This is a genomic window from Pseudomonas sp. NPDC090592, assembly GCF_044769185.1.
Lineage (GTDB): Bacteria > Pseudomonadota > Gammaproteobacteria > Pseudomonadales > Pseudomonadaceae > Aquipseudomonas.
In genome coordinates, this window is sequence record NZ_JBIVXJ010000003.1 from 246,093 (window position 1) to 266,444 (window position 20,352).

Sequence of the window (20,352 nt, forward strand, 5' to 3'; positions counted from 1 at the left end):
AAGAGCAGCGCTGAACCTGTGGGAGCGGGCGTGCCCGCGAAAGGGCCCTCAAAGCTTGCGCGAAGTATCGAGCTGCATCAGGTAGCTGGGCCCACCCAACTGGCTCATCTGCCGGCGAATCCACCCGGCCCGGCTGGCCACGTAGGCGCTCGGCCGGCTGGCACTCCACTTGATCGGGCTAGGCAGCACCGCCGCCAGTTGCGCCGCCTGCTGGCGGCTGAGCCGGCTGGCATCGACGCCGAAGTGGTAGCGCGCCGCCGCCTGGGCGCCGAACACGCCCTTGCCCCACTCGGCGCTGTTCAGGTAGACCTCGAGAATCCGCTCCTTCGACCAGAACAGCTCGATCAGCGCGGTAAACCAGGCCTCCAGCCCTTTGCGGAACCAGCTGCGCCCGGACCACAGGAACAGGTTCTTGGCCACCTGCTGGGTCAGGGTGCTGGCACCGCGAACACTGCCGCCGCGCTCGTTATAGGCCAGCGCCGCCTGGATGGCCGGGATGTCGAAGCCCCAATGGCTGGCGAACTTCTGGTCCTCGCCGGCAATGACCGCGACCTTGAGCTCATCGGAGATGTTCTCCCACGGCTCCCAGTCGCGCTGCAGGTCGATCGGTTCGCCGCTCACCCACGACTGCACCTTGCGCTCGACCATCAGCGCCGTACCAGGCGGTGGCACCCAGCGGAACACCAGCACCAGCACCATGCTGCCGGCAGCGAACCAGAGCAGGGCGCGGGAGAGGCGGCGAAGAAGGGTTGGCAGCATGGTGATGGCTTGGCCGTTCGGGTGGAAGGGGCCATTATACAGACCCGATACAAGGAGTCGTCCCATGCTTCGCAGCTTCCTGATGCTTGCCGCCTTTTTCGGCTTTACCGGGGTTGCCCTCGGCGCCTTCGCCGCCCATGGCCTGAAAAACCGCCTGACGGCAGACTACCTGGCGATATTCCATACCGGCGTGACCTACCAGCTGGTGCATGCACTGGCGATCTTCGGCGTTGCCGTGCTCTCGGCGCACCTGCCCGGGCGCCTGGTTGGCTGGGCCGGCGGGCTGTTTGCGCTGGGTATCGTGCTGTTCTCCGGCAGCTTGTACCTGCTCACCCTCAGCGGCATTGGCAAGCTCGGCATCATCACCCCGATTGGCGGCCTGTGCTTCCTCATCGGTTGGTTGTGCCTGGGCCTTGCAGCCTGGCGGCTGGGCTGACCGGTTGGTCCACAATCGCGACTAATGGCGCGCACCGCCCTTGGGTTGCAGGGCGGTTCGGCGCTAGAATGCGGGCCCCAAAGAACAATGGTGGCCGTGCGCATGCGCATTCAACTGAACGGTGAACCTTACGAACTGCCTGCTGGCGAGAGCGTTGCGGCCCTGCTGGCGCGCCTGGAGCTGACCGGGCGCCGCATTGCCGTGGAACTGAACCTGGACATCGTGCCGCGTAGCCAGCACGACAGCACGCTGCTGAACGACGGCGACCAGGTCGAAGTGGTCCACGCCATCGGTGGCGGCTGACAGCAGCCCGGCGGTTCACAAGCAAGCCCTGCAACCTATTCCCGAGGAACAACGATGAGCAACGTTCGTAGCGACAAGCCCTTCATCCTGGCCGGGCGCACTTTTCAGTCGCGCCTGCTGGTTGGCACCGGCAAGTACCGTGACATGGAAGAAACCCGCCTGGCGACCGAGGCCTCGGGTGCCGAGATCGTCACCGTGGCCGTGCGCCGGACCAACCTTGGCCAGAATGCGGGCGAGCCGAACCTGCTCGATGTGCTGTCGCCCGAGAAGTACACCATCCTGCCCAATACCGCCGGTTGCTTTGACGCCGTCGAGGCGGTGCGTACCTGCCGCCTGGCCCGTGAACTGCTCGAGGGCTACAAGTCCCATGAGTCGCGGACCTTGGTAAAGCTGGAAGTGCTGGCCGACCAGAAAACCCTGTTCCCTAACGTGATCGAGACCCTCAAGGCTGCCGAAGTACTGGTCAAGGAAGGTTTCGACGTAATGGTGTACACCAGCGATGACCCGATCATCGCCCGCCAGCTGGCCGAAGCCGGCTGTATCGCGGTCATGCCGCTGGCTGGCCTGATTGGTACCGGCCTGGGTATCTGCAACCCCTACAACCTGCAGATCATCCTCGAAGAATCGAAGGTGCCCGTGCTGGTCGATGCTGGCGTGGGTACCGCTTCCGACGCCACCATCGCCATGGAAATGGGCTGCGAGGCAGTACTGATGAACTCGGCCATTGCCCACGCGCAGCAGCCGGTGCTGATGGCCGAGGCCATGAAGCACGCCATTGTCGCCGGTCGCATGGCCTACCTGGCCGGCCGCATGCCGAAAAAACTCTATGCCAGCGCCTCTTCGCCGCTGGATGGTCTGATCAAGTAAGAGCCCCAGATGACTGACTCGCAAGATACGCCGATCGCCGCCGACGGCGACGCCCGCCCGCACCGCCGCATCAAGAGCTTCGTGATGCGCGCCGGGCGCATGACCGAAGGCCAGCAACGCGGCCTGGACCAGGGCGGCCCGCTGTACATCCTGCCGCTGGCCGACAGCGCGGTGGACTACGACCAGGTGTTCGGCCGTTCGGCGCCACGCACCCTGGAGATCGGCTTCGGCATGGGCCATTCCTTGCTGGAAATGGCGGCTGCCGCGCCTGAGCAGGACTTTATCGGTGTGGAAGTGCACCGCCCGGGTGTCGGCGCACTGCTCAACGGCGTGCTGACCCAGGGGCTGAAGAACCTGCGGGTGTATGACTGCGATGCCATCGAAGTGCTGAACCGCTGCGTGGCGGACAACAGCCTCGACCGCCTGATGCTGTTTTTCCCCGACCCGTGGCACAAGGCGCGTCACCACAAACGCCGCATCGTCCAGCTGGAGTTCGCCGAGCTGGTACGGCGCAAGCTCAAGCCCGGTGGTGTGTTCCACATGGCGACCGACTGGGAGCCGTATGCCGAGTACATGCTGGAAGTGATGAGTGCCGCCCCGGGCTATCGCAACCGTGCTGAAGACGGTACCTATGTGCCACGCCCGGAAGAGCGCCCGATCACCAAGTTCGAACGCCGTGGCGAGCGGCTGGGGCATGGGGTGTGGGACTTGAAGTTCGAGAAGGTGGATTGATTGGCTGATTCGGCCTTTCAGTACGCTTGGGTCTGCAGAAATGCAGGCGAAAAAAACCGCTCTGAGAAGAGCGGTTTTTTTGTGTGAGCGAGAGGACTGAGTATCCTTCGCTCCAAGGCTTCACTGAAAGCTCTACACAGTCAGGTGATCATAGGCACCTTCAGAAGCAGGGTCAATGTGCGGAAATATCCGGCATCACGTGTGTCGAAGCCGTTAACAGTCTCGGCCAAGTAGTCCGGGTATCATCTAGTTGCTCCTGTGAGAGTCAATTCAGTGATGGGCCGGGTAGGAGAAGAATTCTGCTTTCTGGCCCCTTCGACATGGCCTGAGAACCGTGCCGGTGACCTTCTTCGAAGGGCCATCAACCTGGCCACTTCACTGAAAGCTCTACACAGCTTTCGAAGGCATCGAAGTGCCGGTTAGATGCTGGAAGATTGGCCCGCCAACACGGAGGCCAAGGCATATGAAGCGATTGCTTGATGCGCTGAGCCGCGTCTGGAAGCTTGTCCGGATCTTGATAGTGATCAAGACCGTTCGGGACTTCATGCGCGACCACTTCGATGATGCCCGCTAAGAGCTAGTCAGGTGGTAGGGCTGCCCTGGCTTCCCGGGGCAGCTTTTAGTGACCTCACCCTCGGCGGTCAGCCACTACCCCAATCAACACCACCACTACCAGCAACACCGGCGCCAGCGCGTAGTTGTTGAACTGGCTCAGCCCCTTCACCACCCACGGGGTTGCATAGATCAACGCTGCACCGCTGCCAACCATCACCATCACGGCCATGAACGGCACGCGCAGGGCGCCCGCCAGACTGCCCAGGCGTTGTTCGGCCCATCCTTTCACATCGCTGCCAAACAGCACCAGCAGGCAGCCTACCAAGGCCAGTGAAATCTCCGACAGGTTACCGCGGCTCCAGCGGGAAACCGTCGCGAGCAGATCAAGTACCAGATCCATGGGTCATCCTTAGGTCAAGAAATACTGCAGCAGGTCATTGAGGAACAACTGGCCCCTCGGCGTGGCCACCAGTCGATCCGGTTCGACCTGTAAAAGGCCCTTTTGTTCGGCGGCGCGGCGTGCCTCGCGCAGTTGCTCCAGTGGCAAGCCAGTGCGCTGGGTGAACAGTTCGGCTTCCACGCCATCGGTCAGGCGCAGGGCGTTCATCAGGAACTCGAACGGCAACTCGTCGACCGGCAGCAGTTTCTCCCCGGCCTTGAATGGCTTGGCAAGGTTCAGGTAATCCTTGGGCAGGCGGGTCTTCCAGGTACGCAGGATGCGCCCGTCGGCGAAGGTCAGCTTGCCGTGGGCACCAGCGCCAATACCGATGAAGTCGCCAAAGCGCCAGTAGTTGAGGTTGTGCCGGGCGGCACGGCCTGCCTGGGCGTAGGCGGAAACCTCGTACTGGCGGAAACCGTGCTCGGCCATCAGTGCCTGGCCGGCCTCCTGGATATCCCAGAGGATGTCGTCTTCGGGCAGCTCAGGCGGCTGGTTCCAGAACACCGTGTTCGGTTCCACGGTCAGCTGGTACCACGACATGTGCGTCGGCCCCAGGTCGATGGCCTGGCGCAGGTCGCCCAGTGCGTCGTCCAGCGACTGATCGGGCAGGCCGTGCATCAAGTCCATGTTGAAGTTGTCGAAGCCGGCCGCACGCGCCATGCCGGCGGCACGGACCGCTTCGTCGCCATTGTGGATGCGCCCCAGCGCCTCCAGCTTGGCTGGCTGGAAGCTCTGCACGCCGATGGACAGGCGATTGATGCCGGTTTGCCGGTAGGCCTTGAACTTGTCCTGTTCGAACGTGCCTGGGTTGGCCTCCAGGGTTATTTCGATGTCTGCTGCGAACGGGATGCGTTGCTCAACGCCGCGCAGCAGCCGGCCCAGGGCGTTGGCACTGAACAGGCTGGGCGTACCGCCACCGAAGAAGATCGAGCTGATGGGGCGGCCCTGTACGGCGGTCAGCTCCTGATCAAGGTCGTCCAGCAGCGCTGTGACGTAGTCGTCTTCCGGCAGTTCAGGCCCTGCGGCGTGGGAATTGAAGTCGCAGTAAGGGCACTTGCGTACGCACCACGGGATGTGGATGTACAGCGCCAGCGGCGGCAGGCTGGTAAAGCCCGCCGCGCCGGGGGTGGACAGCGTTGCGATCATGCCAGGCCCAGACGTTGGCGCAGCAGGGCCATGGCACGGGCGCGGTGGCTGAGCTGGTTCTTGTCGGCCGGGGCCAGGTCGGCGCTGGAGCAGTTGCGTTCCGGCACCCAGAACAGCGGGTCGTAGCCAAAGCCGTGTTCGCCACTGGCCTGGAACATGATGCGCCCGTGCCACAAGCCTTCGCAGAGGATCGGCAGCGGGTCGTCGGCATGGCGCACCAGTGCCAGCACACAGACGAACTGCGCGCCGCGCTCGGCTTCAGGTACGTCTTTCAAGGCTTCGAGCAGCTTGGCGTTGTTGGCCGCGTCACCCTTGCCGTCGGCGTAGCGCGCCGAGTAGATACCCGGCGCACCACCGAGGAAGTCCACCGCCAGGCCGGAATCGTCGGCCAAGGCCGGCAGGCCGGAGATACGTGCGGCGTTGCGCGCCTTGAGGATGGCGTTCTCGACGAACGACAGGCCGGTTTCTTCCGGCTCGACCTGGCTGAATTCACCAATCGAGCGCAGCTGCACGGACTGGCCGAGCATGGCCTGCAGTTCCTTGAGTTTGCCAGCATTATGGCTGGCCAATACGAGTTGCTGGAAATTCATCATTCGCCGGGGGAAACTTCCTGGTTGAAGCTGAGGGAATTGCTGATGCCGCCAGTTTCGATATTCAGGTCGAAGGTGACGGTTTCTGGTTGTTCGATCTTGAACTGGGCAATGTAGTACACCGCGCCCTGTTCGGTAATCTGTTTGAACGACAGCGGGCTGCTGCGCCCGGTCAGGTCCTTGACCGTGCCGCTGACCAGCGCCGTGGTGGGCTTGTTGGCCTTGAGCACGGCAATGTTGAGCACGCCCTGGTTCTTGCTGCGTACAAGGCCGGTGGCGGCAGCCACCTCGGGTGTAAGCATGCTCGAAGTGAATGCGCTGTAATGCACCGTCACGTCGCCAAACACTTCCTTGCGCTCGGGCCGGGCGGCATCGGCAGCCAGTACCGGCAAGGCCAGGCACAGGCTGATCAGGAACAGGGCTAGGCGACGCATGGGGCGATTCCTCCGGTGGGCGTCAGACTGCGAGCTGGTGCTCTTGCAGGCCCGGGCTGCTGACGCGATAGATACCGATCTCACCTAAAAGATTAGGCCAAAGCCGGCCGCCCCACCCGTTGCGGTGCAAGTGGTCGACGGCCAGGCGGTCGAGCACCTTGGCCCGGCGCTCGTGCACCAGCTCTTCGAAGTCGGCGAAGGTGCAGAAGTGGATGTTGGGCGTGTTGTACCAGGTATACGGCATGAAGTCCGATACCGGCATGCGGCCCTTGGTGGCCAGGTACCAGCGGCAACGCCAGTGACCGAAATTTGGGAAGGTGATGATGCACTGGCGGCCCACGCGCAGCATCTCGTCGAGGATGCGGTCGGGGTACTCCACGGCCTGCAGGGCCTGGGTCATGATCACCACGTCGAAACTGTTGCTGGCGAAGTTGCCCAGGCCTTTGTCCAGGTCCTGCTCGATGACGTTGACACCCTTCGCCACGCAGGCGGCGATGTTGTCGGCGTCGATCTCCAGGCCATAGCCGGTGACCTGTTTACGGTCACGCAGCGAGGCCAGCAGTTCGCCGCTGCCGCAGCCCAGGTCGAGTACCCGGCTGCCGGCGGGGATCCAGTCGTGGATGATTTCCAGATCGGCTCTCATGCTGTCCTCAGATGGCAATGCGGTTCATGTAGTTCGAGAAACCCTGCATGTAGCGAGGCGTGGGGATCAGGAAGGCATCGTGCCCATAAGGCGAGTCGATCTCCAGGTAGCAGACGTTCTTGCGCGCTGCCATCAGGGCGTCGACGATCTCGCGCGAACGGGCAGGCGAGAAGCGCCAGTCGGTCGTGAACGACATGATGCAGTAGTCCGCCGTGACGTGGGCCAGGGTAGCGGCCAGGTCGCCGCCTTGGCTGGCAGCCGGGTCGAAATAGTCCAGTGCCTTGGTCATCAGCAGGTAGGTGTTGGCGTCGAACCGGCCGGAAAACTCCTCGCCCTGGTAGCGCAGGTAGCTTTCCACCTGGAACTCGACGCTGTGGAAGTCGTAGTTGAGCTTGTCGCTTTTAAGCTCTCGGCCGAATTTTTCACCCATCGAGTCATCGGACAGGTAGGTAATGTGGCCAACCATGCGCGCCAACATCAGGCCGCGCTTGGGGATCACACCCTGGTCCTGGAACGAACCGCCGTGGAATTCGGGGTCGGTGAGGATGGCCTGGCGTGCCACCTCGTTGAAGGCGATGTTTTGCGCCGACAACTTGGGTGCCGAGGCGATGTCGACGCAATGGCGTACACGCTCGGGGTAGGTCATGGTCCATTGCAGCGCCTGCATGCCGCCAAGGCTGCCGCCGACGATGGCTGCCCATTGTGCAATGCCCAGGCGGTCTGCCAGGCGTGCCTGGCTGTGCACCCAGTCTTCAACAGTCAGCACCGGGAAGTCGGCGCCATAAGGTTTGCCGGTCGCCGGGTTGATGCTGCTGGGGCCGGTGCTGCCGTTACAACCGCCGAGGTTGTTCAGGCTGACCACGAAGAAACGGTTGGTGTCGATCGGCTTGCCGGGGCCAATGCAGCTGTCCCACCAGCCCGGCTTGCGGTCGGTGGCGGCATGGTAGCCAGCGGCGTGGTGGTGGCCGGACAGGGCATGGCAGATCAGCACGGCATTGCTCGCGCTGGCGTTCAGGGTGCCATAGGTCTCGTAGACCAGCTCGTAACTGGCCAGTGAACGGCCACAGGCCAGTGCCAGCGGTTCATCGAACCGGGCGGTTTGCGGTACTACCAGACCGACGGAATCTTCGGGAAAGACAGTGGACATCGACCCTGCTCACGCTTGACGGAGGCGTAAGTCTAAAGAGCGCTACCCCCAGCGGCAAGCAAAGGCTTGCCGCTGGAAGCAACCAGGGTCAGATCATGCGCCACAGCTCTTGTGGCATGCCTGCGTAGGCAGCCAGAGGGGGCATGAGGAACGACTGGATCACCTGGATTGCCAGGAAGGCGAAGATCGGCGAAATGTCCATGCCGCCCAGGTTGGGCACGATGCGGCGGAACGGTGCCAGCACCGGTTCGCTGATCTGGTAGGCCAGCTCGGCTGCGGGGTTATGGCTATTGGGCGCGACCCACGAAACGATCACCATCACGATCATTGCCACCCAGAAGATCTTCAGGAACAGCGAGGTGATACCGATGATTGCCCACATCAGCAGGTGCAGGATGTCGCCGAAGGTGCCGTAGGTGACCATCAGCACGAAACCCATCAGCAGGGCCTGGATAACGATGGCCAACAGCAGCGACGAGGTGTCCAGCCCAGCGACGCTGGGGATGACCCGGCGAATGGGCTTGAGCAGCGGCTGGGTGGCACGCACCGCGAACTGGCACAGCGGGTTGTAGAAGTTGGCTTTGACCAGTTGCAGGACAAAGCGCAGCAGAACGATCACCAGGTACAGGCTGACCAGGGTTTGCACCACGAAGATCGCGGCGCCGGACAGTGCATTCATCTAAAGCTCCTTATTTGCCCAGTTGTTCGGCCAGCTCGGCGGAGCGCGTGGCCGCAGCCTGCAGCGCCTGCTCGACGATGGCCTCGAAGCCGCTGGCCTGGAACGACTTGATCGCTGCTTCCGTGGTGCCTGCGGGCGAGGTGACGCGGCGGCGCAGCTCGGCGGCATCGACATCGCTGGCAACGGCCATGTGGGCAGCGCCAAGCGCGGTCTGCAAGGTCAGCTGCGAAGCGGTCTCGCGTGGCAGGCCAAGTTTTTCGCCCGCTGCGGTCATGGCCTCGATCAGCAGGAAGAAGTACGCAGGGCCGCTGCCGGACACGGCGGTCACAGCGTCCAGTTGTTGTTCCTGCTCCAGCCACAGGGCTGTGCCCACCGCAGACAGCAGTTGTTCGGCCTGCTGGCGTTGCTCGTCGGACACTTCAGCGGTGGCGTAAAGGCCGCTCACGCCTTGGCGCAGCAGCGCCGGGGTGTTGGGCATGCAGCGCACCACCGGGCGGGTGCCTACCCAGCTTTGCAGGCTGGCGCAGGTGATGCCGGCGGCGATCGATACGATCAGCTGGCCATCGTGCAGGTTGGGTTGCAGGGCCTGGCACACGGCCTTCATGACTTGCGGCTTGACCGCCAGCACGATCACATCGGCGCCGTCGATGGCCTGGGCGTTGTTCTCGAAGGTTTCAATGCCGTGCTCGGCCTGGATGCGGCTGCGGGTCTCGGCGCCCGGGTCGCTGGCGCGGATCTGCGAGGCGTCCAGGCCCTGGGCACGCAGGCCGCCGATCAGGCTGGCGGCCATGTTGCCGGCGCCGATAAAGGCAATGCGAGTCTTGCTCATGTCAGGTCCTTGTGGAAAAGAGTGAGTGAAGCATGGAATCAGGTATTGCCGTAGTCGCGGGCGCCGAACAAGGCGGTGCCGATGCGAACCCAGGTCGCACCTTGTGCAATAGCCGCTTCCAGGTCGTGGCTCATGCCCATCGACAAGGTATCCAGGCCAAGGTCCAGACCCTCCTGCAACGAGCGCAGGCTGGCGAAGGCGGCCTCCTGTGCGGCGCGCTCATCAGTGGGTTCGGGGATTGCCATCAGCCCGCGCAGGCGCAGGTTGGGCAGTGCGGCCACGGCCTTGGCCAGGGCCGGCAGGTCGGCGGCAGCGCAGCCGGATTTGCTGTGTTCGCCGCTGACGTTCACCTGCAGGCAGATGTTCAAGGGTGCCAGCCCGGCAGGGCGCTGCTCGGACAGGCGTTGGGCAATCTTCAGGCGGTCCACGGAATGTACCCAGTCGAAATGCTCGGCGATGGCTTTGGTCTTGTTCGACTGAATGGGGCCGATGAAGTGCCAGATCAAGGGCAAGTCGCCGAGTTCCTGCTGCTTTGTCAGCGCTTCCTGTAGGTAGTTTTCCCCGAAATCGCGCACACCGGCAGCGTGGACCTCGCGGATGGCGCTGGCGGGCTTGGTCTTGCTCACGGCCAGCAGCTGGACGCTGGCCGGATCACGCCCGGCAGCCTGGGCAGCGCTGGCGATACGGGCGGAAATAGCGGAAAGGTTGTCTGCTAGGGTGGACATGGACGGATGCCGACGGCTGTAGGGTCTGCGGCATTCTACCTGCTTGAAGGCCTTTGGGGAGTCTCATGGATGTGACCGAACTGCTGGCCCAGGCCGTGGAGACGGGGGCTTCGGACCTGCACCTGGCGGCGGGCCAGGTACCGATGCTGCGCCTGGATGGCGAGTTGCAGCGGATGAACATGCCGGCTCTGGTGTCGGCAGACCTGACCGAGGGTATGGCGCCCTTGCTGGCTGAACATCAACGACAGCAGTGGGCACAGGGTGATGAGCTGGATCTGGCGCTTGAGGTCCCCACACTTGGCCGCTTTCGGCTGAACCTGTTTCGCCAACTGAATGGCCCTGGGGTTACCTTTCGGCTGATCCCGGGGGGGATCGCCACGCTGGATGAACTTGACCTGAGGGATGTGTATCAAGCTGTTGCGCAATGCAGTGATGGCCTGATCCTGATAGGTGGCCCTACCGGCAGTGGCAAGTCCAGCACCTTGGCGACGTTGCTCGACCAGCTGAGCTGCGAGCGGGCGCTGCACATCATCACCCTCGAAGACCCGGTCGAAGTTATCCACAGCAGCCAGCGCAGCCTGGTTAACCAGCGTGAGGTTGGCCGCCATAGCCGTGGTTTTGCCCAGGGGTTGCGCAGCGCGCTTCGCCAGGACCCGGATGTAATCATGATTGGTGAGTTGCGCGACCTTGAGACCATTCGCCTGGCGTTACGCGCGGCGGAGACCGGGCACCTGGTGATGGCGACTGTGCATACGCGTTCGGCGGCGGGCAGTATCGATCGGGGTGGAAGTGTTTGCAGCCGAGGAAAAACCATTGGTGCGGGCCATGCTGGCGGAATCGCTAAGGCTGGTAGTGGCGCAGGTGTTGGTCAGGCGTGAAGGCGGTGGCCGGGTGGCGGCAAGGGAAGTGCTGGTGGCGACGCCGGCGGTGCGTAATCTGGTGCGCGAGGGGCGGATGGCGCAGTTATGTTCGGTGATGCAGGCGGGCGGCGGGGAAGGGATGCGGACGATGGAGGGGGCAATGCGGGTGTTGAAAGAGAAGGGGCTGATCAAAGATTTGTAGTGCTTGCACCGGCCCTTTCGCGGGCAAGCCCGCTCCCACAGGGACAGCACAGGCTTTGAGAGCTGTGGGTTCCCTGTGGGAGCGGGCGTGCCCGCGAAGAGGCCGGGCCTGCTTAGCGCTTGGCCAGGCTCAGCTGTTGCTGCTCTTTCGGCAGCACCCGCTTGGCCACGACGTAGTGCTTCTGCCAGTAAGGCTTGCTCAGGTTGTCGATGCTCACCCGCTTGCCACGCCGCGGCGCATGGATGAAGCGGTCGTTGCCCAGGTAAATGGCAACATGGTTCACCCGACGGCTCTTGATGTTGAAGAAAATCAGGTCACCAGGCTTCAGGTCACCCTTGGCCACTTTCACACCGTGGCCCTGGGCCATGGCATTGGAGGTGCGCGGCAGGTCGACGTCTGCGACATCGTTGAAGGCGTATTTGACCAGCCCGCTGCAGTCGAAGCCTTTTTTCGGGCTGCTGCCGCCCCAAACGTAGGGGGTGCCAAGCACATTCACCGCACGGCTGAGCACATCGCTGCTCTGTTTCGGCGACATGGCAGCGACCGGCACACCGCGGCTGCTTGCCGCGTTGCCTGGGCGTGCGCGCAGGGTGGTCTGCTTGACCGGCGCGTGTTTCACCGAGGCATTGGTGGTGTAGCCGGTGAAACCATTGGGAAGACGTTGCTCACGATTGGTGGCGTGGGCGGCCAGGGGCAATAATAGACAGAGGGTCAGCCATGTCTTGAATAAAGGCGGCATAGATGAAGCTCTTATGAATAGTTATGTGTTGGGCGCGCAACTTTATAACAGCTTTTTGATCACTATTTGATCCGTTGGTCGATTCCCCACGTGCCGTACGTCGGCCTGCAGCCAGAGAGTCACATTTTTTTTAAGAAAATTTTTGGATAACCCACGAGGGCTATGAATGAACAGTTATGAACAGGGGGCGCCCTATCACGACACGCACAGCAAGGTCATCGGCTACCTGCTGTGGATTTTCGGCTTTACCGGGTCGCATCGTTTCTACTATGGCAAGCCCATCACCGGCACCATTTGGTTCTTTACCCTGGGGCTGCTGGGCATTGGCTGGCTGATCGACCTGTTCCTGATCCCGTCCATGGACCGTGAGGCGGACCTTCGGTTCCAGTCCGGGCGTATCGACTACAACATCGCCTGGGTCCTGCTGACCTTCCTTGGTGTGTTTGGCCTGCACCGGCTGTATCAGGGCAAGTGGATTACCGCGATCATCTACTTCTTTACCGGCGGGTTGTTCCTGGTGGGGGTGCTGTATGACTTCTGGACGTTGAACACCCAGGTTTCCGAGAGGAATGCGGGGCGGGGTTGAGAGGGCTGGGGCGCAAAGCGCCCCTGTTCAAAGGTTACTGGCGGGTCTGGCGCTGTTGCAGCAACAGGTTGGCGAACCCTGCCCCGGCCAGCTGTTTCTGTGCCCCGGTCAGCTGCTCGCGGTTGCTGAACGGCCCGACCAGTACGCGGTACCAGGTTTCATCCTTGACCGTACCCGATTCCACTTTAACCGCCTGGCCCAGCAGGATGATCTGTGCGCGAACCTTGTCGGCATCGGCCTGCTTGCGGAACGAGCCGGCTTGCAGGAAGTACAGGGTGGTCGCGGCCGGCTTGATCACCGGCGGTGCCGGTGGTGGGGTCTGGCCCAGCAACGCCGCCTGGGCGCGCGCGGTGTCGATCTTCGCCGCTTCTGCCGGCGTTACCGGGGTCACCGGCTGGGCGGGCACCGGTGGCGTCTTCTCGGGTACGGCCTCTGGCGGCACGATGACTTCAGACTCCGGCAGCAACGTGTAGAAGTCGTATTTCGGCTTCACGGGCTGCTGCGGGGTGGCCTGGGCTGGCTTGCTGGCTTCGGCCACTTTTTCCGGCTTCTGCTGCTCGGGTTTGGTGCGCTTGATGTCTTCGCCGCCTGGCTCGAGTTTCATCAGGAATACGATGAACGCGCCTACGGTAAGGCCCACGGCCATCCATACCCAGCCGGGGATCGGCTGCTTGGCTGGCGCTGTCTGACGACTGGCGCCGCGCTTGGGGGCGGGTTTCTTCTTGGCAGCCAACTTACATGCGCTCCAGGGTTTCCAGGCCGAGCAGTTCCAGACCTTGTTTGAGGGTGCGGCCGGTCAGGGCGGCCAGGCGTAGGCGGCTTTGCTGCTGCTCAGGGGTTTCGGCAGCGAGGATCGGGCAGTTCTCGTAGAAGCTGGAGAACAGGCCGGCGAGGTCGTACAGGTAGCTGCACAGCACGTGCGGCGTGCCCTTGTCGGCGACGTTATTGAGGATTTCGCCAAACTGCGCCAGGCGCGCAGCCAGGTCCTGCTCGTGGGGAGCCTGCAGCACGATGTTGCCGTCAACTTCGTCAAAGCCCTTGCCCAGCTTGCGGAACACCCCGGCCACGCGGGTGTATGCGTACAGCAGGTAAGGGGCGGTATTGCCCTCGAAGTTGAGCATCAGTTCGAAGTTGAAGCTGTAGTCGCTGGTACGGTGCTTGGACAGGTCGGCGTACTTCACCGCGCCAATGCCCACCACTTCGCCGATGTGGCGCAGGTCCTCGTCGGCCAGGCTCGGGTTCTTTTCCTTGACCAGCGCGTAGGCGCGGTCCTTGGCCTCGGTGAGCAGGTCGATCAGCTTCACGGTGCCGCCGTCACGGGTCTTGAACGGGCGGCCGTCAGCACCGTTCATGGTGCCGAAGCCCATGTGCTCCATCTGCATCGGGTGGCCGACAAAGCCTGCACGGCGTGCCACTTCGAACACCTGGTTGAAGTGCAGGGCCTGGCGCTGATCGACGAAGTACAGGGCGCGGTCAGCCTTGAGCACGTTGCTGCGGTAGCGCACCGCAGCCAGGTCGGTGGTGGCGTACAGGTAGCCGCCGTCGGCTTTCTGCACGATGACCGGCAGTGGTTCGCCTTCGCTGTTCTTGAACTCTTCGAGGAACACGCACTGTGCGCCCTGGTCTTCGACCAGCAAGCCCTTGGCCTTGAGGTCGGCCACCACGTTGGCCAGGTCGTCGTTGTAGGCGCTTTCGCCCATCACGTCGGCCATGGTCAGTTTGACGTTGAGCAGCTCGTAGGTCTTCTGGCAGTGCGACAGCGAGATGTCCTTGAAGCGCGTCCACAGGGCCAGGCAGTCCGGGTCGCCGGCTTGCAGCTTGACCACCAGGCCGCGGGCGCGGGTGGCAAATTCTTCCGACTCGTCAAAGCGCTTCTTGGCCGCGCGGTAGAAGTTTTCCAGGTCCGACAGCTCGTCGCTGGTGATCGGGTTTTCCTGCAGATAGGCCATCAGCATGCCGAACTGGGTACCCCAGTCACCCACATGGTTCTGGCGAATGACGTTGTCACCCAGGAACTCCAGGACGCGAGCCATGCTGTCCCCGATGATGGTCGAACGCAGGTGGCCGACGTGCATCTCCTTGGCCAGGTTCGGTGCCGACATGTCGATGACGACTTTTTCGCTGGCACCGGCCTTGCGCACGCCAAGGTGCGCGTCGGCCAGGGCGGCGTCCAGGCGGTTGGCCAGGGCGTCGGTATTCTGGAAGAAGTTCAAAAAGCCCGGGCCGGCAATTTCGACCTTGCTGATGTCGGCGCTGGCCGGCAGGGCATTGATCAGCTTTTCGGCCAGGTCGCGCGGCTTCATGCCCGCCTGCTTGGCCAGCATCATGGCGATGTTGCTGGCGAAGTCGCCGTGGGTCTTGTCCCGGGCGTTTTCCACCTGGATCGCCGGCGACAGCCCTTCAGGCAGCACACCGTCGGTGACGAGTTGGGTGAGGGCTTGCTGGATCAGCTGGCGAATGGTGTCTTTCATGGGGATCTCTTTTCGACCGCAAGCGCGGTGAGCGCCTGGATGCGCAGGTGGAAAAACTGGGCATTATCCGTGGCTGGGAGCGGGTTGCCAACCTTTGAGCTGCAAGCTGTAAGCTGCAAGCCACAAGGAAAAGCTTGATCGCGTTGCCTGTCCCTGTCCTGCTCTTGCTTGCAGCTTGCAGCTTGCAGCTTGCAGCTTGCAGCTCAGTACAGGTCGACCGGGTCGACATCCAGCGACCAGCGTACCTGGCGCCCGCTCGGCATTTGTTCCAACACTAGCAACCAGGCGCTGATCAGTCGATGCAAAGGCGCCCGGGTATTGGCCTGAATCAACAGTTGCGCGCGGAAACGCCCGGCGCGGCGCTCCATGGGCGCCGGTACCGGGCCAAGCAGTTCGATACCCGGCAAGCGCTGCTCGGCCACCAGGCGCTCGGCGGCGGCGCACGCTTCGTCAAGGAAACCTTCGGCCTGCCCCGGCTTGTGCGCTTCGGCGCGCAGCAAGGCCAGGTGCGAGTAGGGCGGCAGCCCAGCGGCACGGCGTTCGTCCAGGGCTTGTTCGGCAAAGGCGAAGTAGCCCTGCTCGGTGAGTTGCACCAGCAGCGGATGGTCTGCCAGATGGGTCTGGATGATGACCTTGCCGGGCTCTTCGGCGCGCCCGGCACGCCCGGCTACCTGCACGATCAGCTGCGCCATGCGCTCGCTGGCGCGGAAATCGCCGGAGAACAGCCCGCCATCGGCATCGAGGATGGCTACCAGGGTCACACGTGGGAAGTGGTGGCCCTTGGCAAGCATCTGCGTGCCGACAAGGATGCTCGGCTGGCCACGCTGGATGGTGCTGAACAGGTTGTGCATGGCGTCCTTGCGCGCCGTGCTGTCGCGGTCCACCCGCAGGATCGGGTAGTCCGGAAACAACACCTTCAGGCGTTCTTCGGCGCGCTCGGTGCCAGCACCGACCGGGCGCAGGTCAACGTGGTTGCACTGCGGGCACTGGTGCGGCAGGCGTTCGTCATAGCCACAGTGGTGGCAGCGCAATACGCCGGAACGCTGATGCACGGTCATGCGCGCATCGCAGCGCGGGCACTCGGACAACCATCCACAGTCGTGGCACAGCAAGGTCGGGGCAAAACCGCGGCGGTTGAGGAACACCAGCACCTGCTGGCCCGCCTCCAGGGTCTGGCGAATGGCCTGTTGCAACGGGCCGCTGATGCCGCTGTCCAGGGGCAGGCTCTTCACATCCAGCCGCAGCATGCGTGGCGGGCGTGCACCGCCAGCGCGCTGGTTCATGCGTAGCAGGCGGTAGCGGCCGGTAAGGGCGTTGTGCAAGGTTTCCAGCGACGGCGTGGCGGAGCCGAGCAGGATCGGGATGTTCTCCTGATGGGCGCGCACCAGTGCCAGGTCGCGGGCGTGATAGCGCAGGCCTTCCTGCTGTTTATAGGAGCCGTCGTGCTCCTCGTCGATGATGATCAGGCCGGGGTTTTTCATGGGCGTGAACAAGGCTGAACGGGTGCCGATGATGATGTCGGCCTCGCCGTCCCGCGCCGCCAGCCAGGCGTCCAGGCGTTCGCGGTCGTTCACCGCCGAGTGCAGCAGGGCAATGCGGGCGTTGAAGCGTTGCTCGAAACGCGCCAGGGTCTGCGGGCCGAGGTTGATCTCCGGGATCAACACCAGTGCCTGCTTACCGGCCTCCAGGGTTTCGCGGATCAGTTGCAGGTAGACCTCGGTCTTGCCGCTGCCGGTGACGCCGGCCAGCAGGAACGCGCCGAAGCCGTCAAAGCCTTCGCGCACGGCGTCGAAGGCGTCGCGTTGCTCCTCGTTGAGGGGCAGTTCCGGCTGTGCCAGCCAGTGTTCATGGCGCAGGGCCGGCAGGTGGCGACGGACTTCGATCTGTACCAGGTCCTTGGCCAGTAGCAGGTCGAGGCTGTCCTTGTTCAGGTTGAGCTTGGCCAGGAGGCTGTGGGCCACGCCATGCGGGTGCTGGGCCAGGGTCTTGAGGGCGTCGCGCTGGCGCGGTGCGCGGGCGATGCGCGGGTCTTCCAGGCGGGCGCCGGGGGCAATGTGCCAGAAGCGCTCCTGGCGCATCTCTGCGGGTTCGCCCTGGCGCAGCAGCGTGGGCAAGGCCCAGCTCAAGGTGTCGCCCAGGCTGTGCTGGTAGTACTGGGCGGTCCACAGGCACAGCTTGAACAGCGACGCGGGAATGGGGGATACCGGGTCGAGCAGGGCGCTGGCGGGCTTGAGTTTGTCGGCAGGCACTTCGCTTTGCGCGCACACCTCTACCAGCACGCCGATCATTTCGCGACGGCCGAATGGCACGCGAATACGCATGCCCGGGGTCAAGGTCTGGCGCGCCATGCTCGCCGGCGCCTTGTAGTCGAACAGGCGACGCAGCGGGGAGGGCAGGGCAAGGCGCAGGATGACGTCGGACACGCAAAAAGTCTCGGAGGGCGTTACAAGAACTGGCGAGCCTAGCAGACGACGGTCGGTGCAAGCGACACCTTGCGCTGGCGCTGTGCTCTGGTATTATTCGCCGCCTAATTACGTGCGGTATTCAACAATTGGTGTTGGGTGGCGGCACGCAGCTCGAGGAAGTGACCATGAAAGAAGGTATCCACCCGAACTACGAAGTAGTTGCAGTCACCTGCAGCTGCGGCAACAAGTTCGAAACCCGTTCGACCCTGGGCAATGTCCTGTCGATCGACGTTTGCAACCTGTGCCACCCGTTCTACACCGGTAAGCAGAAAGTCCTGGACACCGGCGGCCGCGTACAGAAGTTCGCCGATCGCTTCGGTATGTTCGGTACCAAGAAGTAATCATGCGCATGGCGAACCCCTCGGGTTTCGCAGTGCTGCAAAAAAAGGCGCCCCGTGTGGGCGCTTTTTTTATGGGCGTTCTCTGGCACTTTCCCGCCATGGCGTTCTGCCCGCTGCTGGCGCCGCCACAGCAGGTGCTGGTGCGCCAGGTGGTAGATGGCGATACCTTGCGCCTGGTCGATGGCCGCAGCGTGCGGCTGATCGGTATCAATGCCCCGGAAGTCGGCCGCAACGGCCGTACCAGCGAGCCCTATGCCGAGGCCGCCAGGCGGCGCCTTCAGGCATTGGTCAAGGGCAGTGACGGGCGTGTCGGGCTGGTGCCTGGCGTGGAAGGCAAGGACAAATATGGCCGCACACTGGCGCATATCTACGGGCGTAATGGCGACAATCTGGAAGCACAGTTGCTCAGCGAGGGCTTGGGCTACCGCGTGGCCGTTGCCCCCAACGTACGCCTGAGCGGCTGCCAGGCAGCAGCCGAGCAAGCGGCGCGCAAGGCCGGTAGCGGCCTGTGGCGCCGTTCGCCCGTGGTGCGTGCAAGTGATGTGAAGCAGTCAGGGTTTGCTGTGGTCGCTGGCCGTATCAACGCTATCGACCGTAACCGTGGTGGCGTCTGGCTGAGCCTGGATGACACTGTGGTACTGCAGGTTCCCGCTCGTCTGCAGCGCAACTTCCCCGGCAGCTTCTTCGATAATCTCAAGGGACGCCAGGTCGAAGCGCGTGGCTGGGTGCTGGACCGTTCCCGCAAGGGTGGCCTGAAGCCCGGGCAGCGACGCTGGGTGTTGCCATTGACCGATCCGAGCATGTTGGAGCGTATTTCAGGCTAAAAGATGTAGACATTTCGCTATTGGATTGTACACACTGTGAGCCGTATGCCCCCGTGGGTTATAGCGTAAAGTCGTAGGCTAAAGGCCTTGACACAAGTGACCGACCAGTCTTGTGACTCCCCGGCTCTTTGCGTATCCTCGGCGGTCCGTCAGAACAGTAAATAGCGGAATGCCCACCATGTCAGACCTGAAAACCGCCGCTCTCGAATACCACGCTCAACCTCGTCCGGGGAAACTGAGCGTCGAACTCTCCAAGCCCACTGCCACCGCCCGTGACCTCGCCCTGGCCTACAGCCCAGGCGTTGCTGAGCCCGTGCGTGAAATTGGCCGTGATCCAGAGCTGGCTTACAAATACACCGGCAAAGGCAACCTGGTTGCGGTGATTTCCGATGGCACCGCCATCCTCGGTCTGGGTGACCTCGGCCCACTGGCTTCCAAGCCGGTCATGGAAGGCAAGGGTGTTCTGTTCAAGCGTTTCGCTGGTATCGACGTGTTCGACATCGAAGTCGAATCGGAAAGCCCGCAAGCATTCATCGATACCGTTCGCCGCATCTCGATCACCTTCGGTGGTATCAACCTCGAAGACATCAAGGCGCCTGAGTGCTTCGAAATCGAGCGCACCCTGATCGAACAGTGCGACATTCCGGTGTTCCACGATGACCAGCACGGTACCGCCATCGTGACCGCGGCCGGCATGATCAACGCACTGGAAATCGCCGGCAAGAAGTTGGAAGACGCCAAGATCGTCTGCCTGGGTGCCGGCGCTGCTGCCATCTCCTGCATGAAGCTGCTGGTGAGCATGGGTGCCAAGGTCGAGAACATCTACATGATCGACCGCAGCGGCGTGATTCACGCTGGCCGTGACGACCTGAACCAGTACAAGGCTCAGTTCGCCCACGCCACCGACAAGCGCACCCTGGCTGATGCCCTGAACGGTGCCGATGTGTTCGTAGGCCTGTCCGGCCCGAACCTGCTGAGCCCGGAAGGCCTGAAGTCGATGGCGGCCAACCCGATCGTGTTCGCCTGCTCGAACCCGGACCCGGAAATTTCGCCAGAGCTGGCGCACGCCACGCGCAGCGACGTGATCATGGCGACCGGTCGTTCCGACTACCCGAACCAGGTCAACAACGTACTGGGCTTCCCGTTCATCTTCCGTGGTGCCCTGGACGTTCGCGCCAAGCGCATCAACGAAGAAATGAAAATTGCCGCTGCCATCGCCCTGAAAGACCTGGCCAAGCTGCCAGTGCCGAAGGAAGTGTGCGAAGCCTATGGTGTCGAAGGCCTGGAATTCGGCCGTGAGTACATCATTCCGAAGCCGCTGGACGCACGCCTGATCACCGTCGTTTCCGACGCTGTGGCCAAGGCCGCCATCGAATCCGGCGTGGCTACCCTGCCGTATCCGAAGCATTACCCGCTGAACAGCGTGGATGAAGTCTTCAACGGCTGATTGCTGTTGTAGCTGTCATGAAAAAGCCCCGGCTCGTAAGAGCCGGGGCTTTTTTGTGGGCGATGGGAATGTGTCAGGGCTGCAAGGTGTTCGCCACAGCATTTTTGGCGCCTATGAGATCGAGCGCCGCCCG

At 63.0% G+C, this 20,352-nt stretch carries 22 protein-coding genes and 1 pseudogene; 9 read left to right on the forward strand and 14 right to left on the reverse strand.

What is annotated here, in order from left to right; genetic code table 11:
- Window positions 1-48: 48 nt before the first annotated feature.
- On the reverse strand, window positions 49-759 hold the full coding sequence (gene mtgA, locus ACIQUI_RS04040; RefSeq protein ID WP_403195186.1) for a monofunctional biosynthetic peptidoglycan transglycosylase: 711 nt from the start codon (window positions 757-759) through the stop codon (window positions 49-51).
- A gap of 64 nt (window positions 760-823) precedes the next feature.
- On the opposite strand from mtgA, the gene ACIQUI_RS04045 reads away from it, so the two are divergent.
- The 4 genes from ACIQUI_RS04045 to trmB all read left to right on the forward strand — a co-directional run bounded on the left by ACIQUI_RS04045 (window position 824) and on the right by trmB (window position 3,097).
- Window positions 824-1,195 carry a DUF423 domain-containing protein gene (locus ACIQUI_RS04045; RefSeq protein ID WP_403195129.1) on the forward strand — a complete coding sequence of 124 codons (372 nt, stop codon included), beginning with the start codon at window positions 824-826 and terminating at the stop codon, window positions 1,193-1,195.
- 102 nt (window positions 1,196-1,297) lie between these two features.
- Window positions 1,298-1,498 carry a sulfur carrier protein ThiS gene (gene thiS / locus ACIQUI_RS04050; RefSeq protein WP_346643053.1) on the forward strand — a complete coding sequence of 67 codons (201 nt, stop codon included), beginning with the start codon at window positions 1,298-1,300 and terminating at the stop codon, window positions 1,496-1,498.
- A gap of 54 nt (window positions 1,499-1,552) precedes the next feature.
- The gene (locus ACIQUI_RS04055; RefSeq protein WP_403195130.1) at window positions 1,553-2,365 is read left to right on the forward strand and encodes a thiazole synthase; all 813 of its coding nucleotides are present in this window, start codon (window positions 1,553-1,555) and stop codon (window positions 2,363-2,365) included.
- Window positions 2,366-2,374: 9 nt separating this feature from the next.
- Window positions 2,375-3,097 (forward strand): tRNA (guanosine(46)-N7)-methyltransferase TrmB, encoded by a 723-nt coding sequence (gene trmB / locus ACIQUI_RS04060; protein ID WP_201201349.1) that lies wholly within the window; start codon window positions 2,375-2,377, stop codon window positions 3,095-3,097.
- Window positions 3,098-3,725: 628 nt separating this feature from the next.
- Here trmB and ACIQUI_RS04065 read toward each other — a convergent pair.
- The 9 genes from ACIQUI_RS04065 to ACIQUI_RS04105 form a co-directional block, all read right to left on the reverse strand.
- Window positions 3,726-4,052 carry a DUF3392 family protein gene (locus tag ACIQUI_RS04065; protein ID WP_403195132.1) on the reverse strand — a complete coding sequence of 109 codons (327 nt, stop codon included), beginning with the start codon at window positions 4,050-4,052 and terminating at the stop codon, window positions 3,726-3,728.
- Between the two features lie 9 nt (window positions 4,053-4,061).
- Window positions 4,062-5,237 (reverse strand): radical SAM family heme chaperone HemW, encoded by a 1,176-nt coding sequence (gene hemW, locus ACIQUI_RS04070; RefSeq protein WP_403195134.1) that lies wholly within the window; start codon window positions 5,235-5,237, stop codon window positions 4,062-4,064.
- On the reverse strand, window positions 5,234-5,830 hold the full coding sequence (rdgB, locus tag ACIQUI_RS04075; protein WP_403195136.1) for an RdgB/HAM1 family non-canonical purine NTP pyrophosphatase: 597 nt from the start codon (window positions 5,828-5,830) through the stop codon (window positions 5,234-5,236). Before rdgB ends, hemW begins: the two co-directional genes overlap by 4 nt.
- A complete protein-coding gene (locus ACIQUI_RS04080) occupies window positions 5,827-6,261 on the reverse strand; it encodes a DUF4426 domain-containing protein (protein ID WP_403195138.1) in 435 nt (144 codons plus the stop codon). The genes rdgB and ACIQUI_RS04080 overlap by 4 nt, the downstream gene beginning before the upstream one ends.
- A 22-nt stretch (window positions 6,262-6,283) precedes the next feature.
- Entirely contained in the window at window positions 6,284-6,904 is a 621-nt protein-coding gene (gene metW / locus ACIQUI_RS04085; protein WP_003249106.1) for a methionine biosynthesis protein MetW, read from the reverse strand.
- 7 nt (window positions 6,905-6,911) lie between these two features.
- Window positions 6,912-8,051, reverse strand: coding sequence for a homoserine O-acetyltransferase (locus ACIQUI_RS04090; protein WP_403195139.1), 1,140 nt, complete (start codon window positions 8,049-8,051; stop codon window positions 6,912-6,914).
- An 88-nt stretch (window positions 8,052-8,139) separates the two neighbouring features.
- On the reverse strand, window positions 8,140-8,730 hold the full coding sequence (locus tag ACIQUI_RS04095) for a YggT family protein (RefSeq protein ID WP_403195140.1): 591 nt from the start codon (window positions 8,728-8,730) through the stop codon (window positions 8,140-8,142).
- 10 nt (window positions 8,731-8,740) lie between these two features.
- Entirely contained in the window at window positions 8,741-9,559 is an 819-nt protein-coding gene (gene proC, locus ACIQUI_RS04100; RefSeq protein ID WP_403195141.1) for a pyrroline-5-carboxylate reductase, read from the reverse strand.
- Between the two features lie 38 nt (window positions 9,560-9,597).
- Window positions 9,598-10,284: a YggS family pyridoxal phosphate-dependent enzyme gene (locus ACIQUI_RS04105; protein ID WP_403195142.1), complete on the reverse strand. Its 687-nt coding sequence runs from the start codon at window positions 10,282-10,284 to the stop codon at window positions 9,598-9,600.
- Between the two features lie 65 nt (window positions 10,285-10,349).
- Here ACIQUI_RS04105 and ACIQUI_RS04110 point away from each other — a divergent pair.
- Window positions 10,350-11,346, forward strand: a pseudogene (locus tag ACIQUI_RS04110) (type IV pilus twitching motility protein PilT).
- A gap of 112 nt (window positions 11,347-11,458) precedes the next feature.
- Here ACIQUI_RS04110 and ACIQUI_RS04115 read toward each other — a convergent pair.
- The gene (locus tag ACIQUI_RS04115) at window positions 11,459-12,085 is read right to left on the reverse strand and encodes a C40 family peptidase (protein ID WP_403195144.1); all 627 of its coding nucleotides are present in this window, start codon (window positions 12,083-12,085) and stop codon (window positions 11,459-11,461) included.
- 166 nt (window positions 12,086-12,251) lie between these two features.
- On the opposite strand from ACIQUI_RS04115, the gene ACIQUI_RS04120 reads away from it, so the two are divergent.
- Window positions 12,252-12,671, forward strand: a complete 420-nt coding sequence (locus ACIQUI_RS04120; protein WP_403195145.1) for an NINE protein — start codon at window positions 12,252-12,254, stop codon at window positions 12,669-12,671.
- A 34-nt stretch (window positions 12,672-12,705) separates the two neighbouring features.
- Here ACIQUI_RS04120 and ACIQUI_RS04125 read toward each other — a convergent pair whose 3' ends face one another.
- The 3 genes from ACIQUI_RS04125 to ACIQUI_RS04135 all read right to left on the reverse strand — a co-directional run bounded on the left by ACIQUI_RS04125 (window position 12,706) and on the right by ACIQUI_RS04135 (window position 17,565).
- Window positions 12,706-13,404: an SPOR domain-containing protein gene (locus tag ACIQUI_RS04125; RefSeq protein WP_403195147.1), complete on the reverse strand. Its 699-nt coding sequence runs from the start codon at window positions 13,402-13,404 to the stop codon at window positions 12,706-12,708.
- 1 nt (window position 13,405) lies between these two features.
- The gene (gene argS / locus ACIQUI_RS04130) at window positions 13,406-15,142 is read right to left on the reverse strand and encodes an arginine--tRNA ligase (protein ID WP_403195149.1); all 1,737 of its coding nucleotides are present in this window, start codon (window positions 15,140-15,142) and stop codon (window positions 13,406-13,408) included.
- A 203-nt stretch (window positions 15,143-15,345) separates the two neighbouring features.
- Window positions 15,346-17,565: a primosomal protein N' gene (locus ACIQUI_RS04135; protein WP_403195151.1), complete on the reverse strand. Its 2,220-nt coding sequence runs from the start codon at window positions 17,563-17,565 to the stop codon at window positions 15,346-15,348.
- A gap of 167 nt (window positions 17,566-17,732) precedes the next feature.
- Here ACIQUI_RS04135 and rpmE point away from each other — a divergent pair, with 167 nt between their 5' ends.
- From rpmE to ACIQUI_RS04150, 3 genes are all read left to right on the forward strand, one after another.
- Entirely contained in the window at window positions 17,733-17,948 is a 216-nt protein-coding gene (rpmE, locus tag ACIQUI_RS04140) for a 50S ribosomal protein L31 (protein ID WP_012274639.1), read from the forward strand.
- 2 nt (window positions 17,949-17,950) lie between these two features.
- Window positions 17,951-18,772, forward strand: coding sequence for a thermonuclease family protein (locus ACIQUI_RS04145; RefSeq protein WP_403195153.1), 822 nt, complete (start codon window positions 17,951-17,953; stop codon window positions 18,770-18,772).
- 178 nt (window positions 18,773-18,950) lie between these two features.
- The gene (locus tag ACIQUI_RS04150; RefSeq protein WP_391126490.1) at window positions 18,951-20,219 is read left to right on the forward strand and encodes a malic enzyme-like NAD(P)-binding protein; all 1,269 of its coding nucleotides are present in this window, start codon (window positions 18,951-18,953) and stop codon (window positions 20,217-20,219) included.
- Window positions 20,220-20,352 lie beyond the last annotated feature (133 nt).